Origin of the sequence: Nocardioides dubius (assembly GCF_039528155.1) — a bacterium.
Lineage (GTDB): Bacteria > Actinomycetota > Actinomycetes > Propionibacteriales > Nocardioidaceae > Nocardioides > Nocardioides dubius.
This window is the reverse complement of the sequence record NZ_BAAALG010000012.1, coordinates 60,189-69,144: the sequence shown is the minus strand read 5'-3', so window position 1 is coordinate 69,144 and position 8,956 is coordinate 60,189. Positions and strand designations below refer to the sequence as shown.

General features: G+C 69.9%; 5 protein-coding genes. 1 reads left to right on the top strand and 4 read right to left on the bottom strand.

Features of this window, described 5'->3' with window-relative positions:
• Nucleotides 1-16: 16 nt before the first annotated feature.
• The 4 genes from ABD151_RS16510 to ABD151_RS16495 form a co-directional block, all read right to left on the bottom strand.
• On the bottom strand, nt 17-1,561 hold the full coding sequence (locus ABD151_RS16510) for a CHAP domain-containing protein (protein ID WP_343995887.1): 1,545 nt from the start codon (nt 1,559-1,561) through the stop codon (nt 17-19).
• Between the two features lie 187 nt (nt 1,562-1,748).
• On the bottom strand, nt 1,749-2,360 hold the full coding sequence (locus tag ABD151_RS16505; protein ID WP_343995886.1) for a mycothiol-dependent nitroreductase Rv2466c family protein: 612 nt from the start codon (nt 2,358-2,360) through the stop codon (nt 1,749-1,751).
• Between the two features lie 48 nt (nt 2,361-2,408).
• The gene (chrA, locus tag ABD151_RS16500) at nt 2,409-3,515 is read right to left on the bottom strand and encodes a chromate efflux transporter (RefSeq protein ID WP_343995885.1); all 1,107 of its coding nucleotides are present in this window, start codon (nt 3,513-3,515) and stop codon (nt 2,409-2,411) included.
• Nucleotides 3,516-3,543: 28 nt separating this feature from the next.
• The gene (locus ABD151_RS16495) at nt 3,544-6,192 is read right to left on the bottom strand and encodes a fibronectin type III domain-containing protein (protein ID WP_343995884.1); all 2,649 of its coding nucleotides are present in this window, start codon (nt 6,190-6,192) and stop codon (nt 3,544-3,546) included.
• 200 nt (nt 6,193-6,392) lie between these two features.
• Here ABD151_RS16495 and pepN point away from each other — a divergent pair, with 200 nt between their 5' ends.
• Complete coding sequence (gene pepN / locus ABD151_RS16490) at nt 6,393-8,936, top strand: aminopeptidase N (protein ID WP_343995883.1); 2,544 nt, start codon at nt 6,393-6,395, stop codon at nt 8,934-8,936.
• The last annotated feature ends 20 nt before the right edge of the window (nt 8,937-8,956 follow it).

Genomic DNA, 8,956 nt, shown 5'->3' with positions numbered 1-8,956 from the left:
CCCCCGTCGAGGGCGACTACTTGAGGACCTTCACCGTGGTCGCACGACCGGAGACCAGGTAGGGCCCCGCGCCGAGGAAGCGCACCGCCACCTTGCGGACGCCGGGGGCGACCGGGGTGAAGACCAGGCGGGCCCACCCGTTGACCAGGCGCACCTCCTGCAGCTTGCCGGCCACCCGCACCCGGACCCGGCCGTTGATCGGTGGCGCACCGGCGGCGGAGACCTTCACCTTGACGACGGCCCGCTTCCGCTTCCCCACGGTCGCGACCTTCGTCACCGGCTTCACGGTCACCGGACCGCCGAGCGCCACCTGCTCACTGGCCGCCCGGTACTTGGCCCGGGTCAGGTCGGTCCGCAGCGAGATCACCGCACCCAGGTCGGCGGCGCCGATCTTGTAGCTGGGACCGGTGCCGACCGCCACCCCGTTGCGCAACCAGGTGTGCACGACGGTGGCGTCCGCCGGGGCATAGGTGCCCGGCGAGGCGCTGAGCGTGGCCCCCAGCCGTGGCTTCCCCACCACGCTGGACGGCTTCGCGATCTCGATCGTTCCGGCCAGCACCTTCTCGGTGGGCGCGGTGGTGGTGCTGGTCAGCTTGTAGCCGTAGACCTTGGCCGTGACCTTCGCGGTGATCTGGGCGTCGATCTGCTGCTGGGTCAGCGGCAGGTCCCAGGCGGTGGCGCCGGGGATCTCGGCACCGTTGGCGTACCACTGGACGGTGGACAGGCTCGGCGACGGGGACCAGGTGCCCGGATCCACGCTGAGCACCTCGTCCACCTCGGCAGCGCCGGTGATCTCCGGCGGCTTGACCGCCTCGAACTGGCCGAAGCCGACCGCCGCGGTCGCGGCGCTCACCGCGGTGGCGCTCTGGTAGCCGGTGCGGGTGGCGGTGACCTGCAGGGTGAGCTTCTTGGTGCGCACGTCCGGAGTGACCACATAGGTCGGCTTGGTCGCGCCCGGGATCGCCACGCCGCCGGCGAACCACTGGGCCGCGTACGTGCTGGGCGAGTTGTCCCAGCGACCGTAGTTGGCGCTCAGCGTCTGCCCGACCTGCAGCGTGCCGCTGATCGACGGCGTCCTGGTGTTGGCCAGCTCCCGGTCGGTGAAGTGGATGAACCCGCTGGGCCAGCGATTGCTGGCGGTGGTGATCCGGCGCCAGGAGAAGTCACCGCCCCAGCTGTCCTCGGAGATGACGATCTCCGAGGAGGAGATCACCCGCTCGACGTAGGCGACGTGCCCGGCACTGCCGACGCCCGGCGTGTTGGCCTTCCACCAGGCGATCGCCCCGACGGCGGGCCTGGAGTCGGTGATCGACTTCATCGCCACGCCCCAGTTGGTGGCGTTGCCCGACCCGGTCCAGGGCCGCTTGGACGAGTAGCCGTTCTGGATCACCCGGTAGGCCGCGTAGTTCGTGCAGTTGTGGCCGGAGTACATCTGCCACCACATCTTCGAGCCTGCGCTCTTGTACCCGGCGTGGCTGTAGCCCGCCTTCGCGCAGGCGTCGTAGCCCTTGCACAGGTACACGTTGGTCGCGGACGCCGGTGGGGTGGTCGCCGGCAGCATCACGGCAAGCAAGACCCCAACAAGCACACTTGGTAACACCCGTAACATCTGCCTCACGAGGCGTCAGTATGCCCATGTCAAGCACCGACACGCTATGGCGGGGCCCTAATTTCAACGATGTAGTTCCATGATATTCGTGAAAACGGCGTGTCGGTGCTTGCATTCCAGGCAGCGGAGCGCCTGGGCGTCAGGAGAAGTCGAGTCCCCCGGTACGGCTGCGCTTGAGCTCGTAGAACTCCGGGTACTCGGCCAGCGCGACGGCGCCGTCCCACATCCGGCCGGCCGTCTCGCCGCGCGGGATGCTGCCCAGGACCGGGCCGAAGAAGCCCACCCCGTTGATGTGGATGGTCGGCGTGCCGACGTCGTCGCCGACCTTGTCCATCCCCTCGTGGTGCGAGCGCGCCACCGCCTCGTCCAGGCTGGCGTCGTCCATCGCCTCCACCAGCTCCGCGGCCAGGCCCACGTCGGCCAGCACCTCGGCGATCAGGGCGCGGTCGATCGAGCGGCCCTGGTGGTGGATCCGCTCGCCGAAGGCGTCGTAGAGCGGCAGCAGGACCTTGTCCCCGTGCTCGGCCTGCGCGGCGATCAGCACCCGGACGGGGCCCCAGGCCGGCGCCAGCATCTCCCGGTAGGAGTCGGGGATCTCCTTGTCCTTGTTCAGGTAGGCCAGGCTCATCACGTGCCAGCGGACCTCGACGTCGCGGACCTGCTCGACCTCGAGCATCCAGCGTGAGGTGATCCAGGCGAACGGGCACAGGGGGTCGAACCAGAAGTCGGCGTGGTTCTTCTCAGCAGTCATGTCATCAGCCAACCATCACCGGCCCTGCCTTGTTCCTGACGCGGCCGCTCAGCCCAACCCGCAGAGCAGGCCGACGACGGCTCCGGCGCCCACCAGCCAGGCGCTGTTGAGCGTCGTCCAGCGCAGCGCCGCCACCGCTGCCAGCGCGAGCAGCACGGTGACCGGATCGACGAGCGCACCGCGGGCCAGCTCCCCGGTCACGCCCAGCATCAGCGCGAAGGCGGCCGCGTTCAGGCCGTCCAGGGCCCGGGCCGTCCACGCCCGGCTGCGCAGCCGATCGGTGATCTTGGTCAGCAACCCGACGAAGAGGAAGGACGGCGCGAAGATCGCCACGGTCGCCAGGAACGCCCCCGGCAGCCCGGCCACCAGGTAGCCGATGAAGGTGGCCGTGGTGAAGACCGGTCCCGGCGTCACCTGGCCGATCGCGACGGCGTCCAGCAGCTGCTGCTGGGTGATCCAGCCGAGGCGCTCCACGAAGTCGCCCTCCAGGAAGGCGAGCAGCACGTACCCGCTGCCATAGAGCACGGCGCCGATCTTCAGCATCGTCCAGAAGAGCTGAGAGAGCTCCCCGGTGTCGCCGCCGAGCCACCACACCGGGAGCGCGAGCCCGGCCGCCGAGCCGCGCAGCCGCACGGCGCTGAGCCCGGCCGCCGCTCCCCCGGCGGCCAGGATCAGCAGCTCGTTGACGCCGGCGAGGAAGGCGATCAGCGCGAGCACCGCCAGCAGCACCCGCCACGGCGCCGCCAGCACGGTGGGCACCAGGCCCACCAGCGCGTGCACCACGATGCCCAGCACCACCGGCACCACCCCATAGAGCAGTGCCGTGAACGAGGGGGTGGAGCCGTAGTGGACGTAGGCCCAGGCGAGCAGGGTGACCAGCGACGCCGCCGGCACGATGAAGCAGACGCCGGCGGCCACCAGCCCGCGCCAGCCGGCCCGCTCGTGGCCCAGGTGCATGGCCAGCTCGGTGGAGTTCGGCCCGGGGATCAGGTTGGTGGCACCGATCAGGTCGACGAAGCGCTGGTCGTCGACCCAGCCGCGGCGGCGCACCAGCTCCTCGCGCATCATCGCGATGTGCGCCACCGGGCCGCCGAAGGCGACGACGCCGAGCCGGGCGAAGACCGCGACCGTCTCGCGCAGGTCTCCGCTCGGCATGGGCATCAGTGTGCCTGGTCGCGCCGGGTCAGCGCTTGAGGGCCACCTTCTGGGCCTTGCGGGTGACGGCGTAGCCCTCGTCGTCGGCGAGCAGGGTCAGCGCGAGGGACGCCTTCTTCGGGCCACCCTTCTTGGCGAGCTTCCCGAGCTTGACGGTGACCGTCCTGCCCGCGGTCACCTTGACCGACTTCAGCCGCGTGGTGGCTCCGTGGGTGAGCACCAGCTGGACCCGGCCGCTGACGTCGGCGCGCAGCTTCACGGTGGCGACCTTGCCCCGCTTGAGATCGGCCTTGGCCACGGTGATCCGTGCGTTGCGCTTGCTCACCTGGATCCGCGAGGCCTCGCTGTGCACGGTCTTGGCGCCGTTGGCGACCGCGACCCGGTACTCGTAGCGCGCCGTGGCCGGGGTGACGTGCTCGAGCAGCAGGCTGGTCTCGTCCTCACGACGCAGGTCCTGCCAGGTGCCACCGGCCAGCGGACGGCGCTGCCACTGGTAGGAGAGCTCGCCGTCCGCCTGTGCGGCCACGGTCAGCGTGACGTCGTCACCGTGGGTCGCCTTGACCAGCGCCTGGGGCTGCGTGGTCAGCTCGGGAGCCTGGGTCAGGTCCTCGAACTCCGGGGCGGCCATCCCGGCCTCCTGCACGGCCTTGCGACCGTCGTCGGTCTTGTAGACCGTGAACTCGTCCCACAGGTCGCCCACCTCGAACTGCGCGGCGTCGAGCAGCTGGCCGTTGCGGTAGTAGGTGCCGGAGCCGTTGATCTCCGCGATGTAGGAGCGGTAGGTCAGCGTGTCCTTGCTGACGTCGATCACCTGGTAGGTGGTGACGTCCTGGGCCTTCTGCACCTGGGTGGCGCCGTTGTTGACCCACACGTTCTTGGCGTCGGTCTCCAGGTCGTAGTGCTTGGCACCGGAGTTGGAGACGATGTAGACCGGCCCGTCGGTGCGCCCGGCGACGTCGGTGGCGGTGGTGTTCTTGTAGCCGCGGGCGTAGGTGTGGTCGTGGCCCATCTGCACCAGGTCGATGTCGTGCTTCTCGAAGACCGGCACCCAGTAGTCGCGCAGCACCTTCTCGTCACGGCCGGCGGAGGTCGAGTAGACGGGCTGGTGGAAGGTGACCACGTTCCACTTCGACTCGGAGTTGGCAAGCACGTAGTCGAGCCATTGGGCCTGGTACTGGGTCCACAGCGCGGAGACGTTCGCGGCCGGGCAGTCGGCGCCCGTGCAGGCCGGCAGGCTGTCGGGGGTCAGGAAGGTCGAGTCCCGGGTGGCGTTGACGGTGATGAACCGGACGCCCTGGAAGTCGGTGAAGTAGACGGTCTCGGCGGCGAAGTCGCTCCAGTGGTCGAAGAAGGCGCGGTACTGCTTCGCGACCGGGGTGTCGCCCACCGCCAGCGGCGCGAGGTCGCCGATGGTCGACTCGTTGGGGTTGTTGTGCGGGTACTCGAAGTGCGCCTTCCAGGAGGTCAGCAGCTTGTCGCCGGAGTACTCGTGGTTGCCGGGCGCCGCCATCACGTTGGTGGTCGCGGCGGCGGTCTTCATGCCGGTGAACCAGTCCTGCCACTGGGCGTCGTTGCCGCCGGTGTCGATCAGGTCGCCGGCGTGCACCGAGCCGACGGCGTCCGGGGCCTTCGCCAGCGCCTGCTGGACCACCTTGGGCCAGGTGGTGTTGAGCCCGATCTGGGCGTCGCCGTAGTAGAGGTAGCTGAAGTCGGTGGCGTCCGGGTCCTCGGTGGTGAACTGCTGCCACTCGCTCCACACGCCGTCCGCCGCGACCCGGTACTGGTACTCGGTCGCCGGCTTGAGCCCGGTCAGCGTGCCGGAGAAGTGGCCGTAGTCGTTGCTGGCCGCCTTCGGCTGGATCGGCGCGTTGACGGCGCGGATCGGTCCGCCCTCAGCGCGGAACTGGATCCTGCCCCGGACGTCGTCGGGCTCACCGCCCTGGAAGGTGACGTTCTGGCTGGTGGACGGGTCCTCGGTCGGGGTCAGGATGATCCGGGTCGGGGCGATGCCGGCACTCTCGGCGCCGAACGCGTCCAGCGAGTCGAGGCCGAACCAGATGTCCGAGCTGCTGTCGCGGTCGTTGTGCACCTCGACGGCGATCGTGTTGGTGCCCGGCACCAGCACCTCGGGGCCGAACGCCAGGTTCAGGCTGTCCATGCTGGTGGAGCCACCGGGGGCGTAGTTCAGCCCCTCCAGGCCCGGCGCGACGTCGTGGCGGCCGACCTCCTGGCCGTTCACGTAGACCACGGCGCCGTCGTCGAACTTGAGGGTTCCGCGGACCACGGCGATGTCGGCGATCTGCTGGGCGGTCAGCTCGAAGTCGGCACGGAAGAAGTAGGTGCGCACCCGGGTGCTGGCGCCGGGCGCGTTCAGCTCCAGCTGGGTGGTGGCGGTGTTGGCGGCGTCGTAGGCCGGCGACTGGACGCCGCCGCTGATCTTTCCGCCGAAGGTGCCGCTGCCGCTCAGCCATGCGGCGTCGTCGAACTGCGGCAGGGTCCACGACAGCGGCTCGGCGCCGCCGGGGAAGGTGTCGTCCTGCAGGTAGCGCCACGACGTGCTGGCCCCCACCAGCGGAACGTCGTCGGCGGCCGCGGCCGGGCCGAGGGCGAGGGCGGTCAGCGCGCCACCGCCCACCAGCAGGCAGAGGCCGAGCACGGCGGAGTCACGGGTCTTCATCAGGTCAGCTCCCAGGGGTTCGGATCGACAGCGCGGGGCTGTCCTCACCCGGCAGATCCGATCAACCGCAGGCGTGCGGGCGGCAAGCGCCAGGCAAGCCCCCGGCGAGCGCGACGCGGACGGGAGGTGAACGATCTCCAGGAAAACTCCTCGCCCGTAACGATTGGATCACTCACTACCCCGGTGACAGGATGCAAGGCATGCCTGGAACCAATCTCACTCGCGAAGAAGCGCAGACCCGCGCCGCCTTGCTCGACGTCGTCGGCTACACCATCGACCTGGACCTGACGACGTCCGAGACCACGTTCGCCTCGACCACCACGATCCGGTTCACCAGCCGCGAGGCGGGTGCCGCGACGTTCGCCGACCTGGTGGGCGCGACGATCCACGAGATCACCCTGAACGGTCGCAGCCTCGACCCGGCGGAGGTCTACGCGGACAGCCGCATCCAGCTCGACGGCCTCGCCCTCGAGAACGAGCTGGTGGTCCGCGCCGACTGCACCTACAGCCACTCCGGCGAGGGCCTGCACCGGTTCGTCGACCCCGCCGACGACCGGGTCTACCTCTACTCCCAGTTCGAGGTGCCGGACGCCCGTCGCGTCTACACCACCTTCGAGCAGCCCGACCTGAAGAGCGTCTTCACCTTCAACGTGGTCGCACCCGAGCACTGGAAGGTGGTCTCCAACGCGCCCACCCCGCAGCCCACCCAGCTGGGTGACGGCAAGGCGCAGTGGCGGTTCCCGGCCACCAAGCGGATGTCCACCTACATCACCGCGCTGGTCGCGGGTGAGTACCACGAGGTGCAGGACGTCTACGAGGGCAAGTACGGCACCATCCCGCTCGGTCACTTCTGCCGCCAGTCGCTGGTCGAGTTCCTCGACCGCGACGAGGTCGTCAAGCTGACCAAGGCCGGCTTCGCGTTCTTCGAGGAGACCTTCGACTTCCCGTACCCGTTCGAGAAGTACGACCAGCTCTACGTGCCCGAGTACAACATGGGCGCGATGGAGAACGCCGGCTGCGTGACGCTGCGCGACGAGTACCTGCCACGCTCGCGCCAGCCGCGCTCGTTCTACGAGTTCCGCTGCTCGGTGATCCTGCACGAGATGGCGCACATGTGGTTCGGCGACCTGGTCACCATGAAGTGGTGGGACGACCTCTGGCTCAACGAGTCGTTCGCCGAGTGGGCCTGCTACCACGCCGAGGTCGAGGCCACCGAGTACACCGACTCGTGGACCGGCTTCGCCAACGCCCGCAAGCAGACCGGGTACCGCCAGGACCAGATGCCCTCCACGCACCCGATCGCCGCGGACAACTACGACCTGCAGGCCGTCGAGGTCAACTTCGACATGATCACCTACGCCAAGGGCGCCTCGGTGCTCAAGCAGCTGGTGGCCTGGGTCGGCCTGGACCCGTTCATCGCGGGCCTGCGTGCGTACTTCAAGGAGTTCGCCTACGCCAACGCCACCTTCGAGGACCTGCTCGCCGCGCTGGAGAAGTCCTCGGGTCGCGAGCTCAAGGGCTGGGCCGCGGAGTGGCTGCAGACCGCCGGCGTGAACACCCTCTCCCCCTCCTTCGAGCTGGATGCCGACGGCAACTACGCCTCGTTCGCGGTCGCGCAGAGCGCGCACCCCGACTGGCCGACGCTGCGCCGTCACCGTCTCGGCATCGGCCTCTACGACGAGGTCGACGGCGCCCTGGTGCGTCGCGAGTACGTGGAGGTGGACGTCGAGGGCGAGCGCACCGAGATCGCCGAGCTCGTCGGCAAGCAGCAGCCCGCCCTGCTGCTGCTCAACGACAACGACCTGGCCTACGCCAAGATCCGTCTCGACGAGCGCTCGCTGGCCACCGTCGTCGCCGGCCTCTCCACCCTGGAGGACTCCCTGGCCCGTGCCCTGTGCTGGGGCGCGACCTGGGACATGACCCGCGACGCCGAGATGAGCGCCACCGACTTCGTGCACCTGGTGCTGGCCAACATCGGCGCCGAGACCGACGCCTGGGGCGTCACCCGGATTCCCGTCTCCGCGGCTCAGGCCGTGAACCTGATGGCCGCCCCGGGCAACCGGGCTGCGCTCAAGGCCGAGTGGGAGCAGGGCCTGCGCGCGCTGCTCCTCGACGCCGAGGGCGGCAGCGACCACCAGCTCACCTTCGCCCGCTCGTTCGCCGCCGCGGCGCACAGCGAGGCCGCCCTGGCGGACCTCGAGGCGATCCTCGACGGCACCCTGGTCGTCGAGGGCCTCAGTGTCGACCAGGACCTCCGCTGGACGCTGATCTCCGGGCTGGCGCGCAACGACCGGGCCGGCACGCGGATCGCCGACGAGCTGGCCGCGGACAACACCATCTCCGGCAAGGAGCACGCGGCGGCGGCCCGTGCCCTGCAGCCCACCGCCGAGGCCAAGGCCGAGGCCTGGGAGGCCGGGTTCGTGCGCACCGACACCCCGAACGAGACGCACCGCTCGATCATCCTGGCCTTCGCGCCGTCCGGGCAGGACGCCGTGCTGGCGCCCTACGTGGACCGCTACCTCGAGGCTGCCGACACGCTGTGGGAGCACCTGGGCACCCACAAGGCCTCCACGGCTCTGGAGTTCGCCTTCCCGCGGGCGCTCGCCTCCACCGAGCTGCTGGCCAAGGTCGATGCCTGGCTCGAGCGCACCCCCGCTCCCCCGGCGGCCAAGCGCTACGTCCAGGAGGGCCGCGCCGACGTGGTCCGCTTCCTGGCCGCGCAGGCCAAGGACGCCACCGCCTGACCCCGCATGCACGAAGCGCC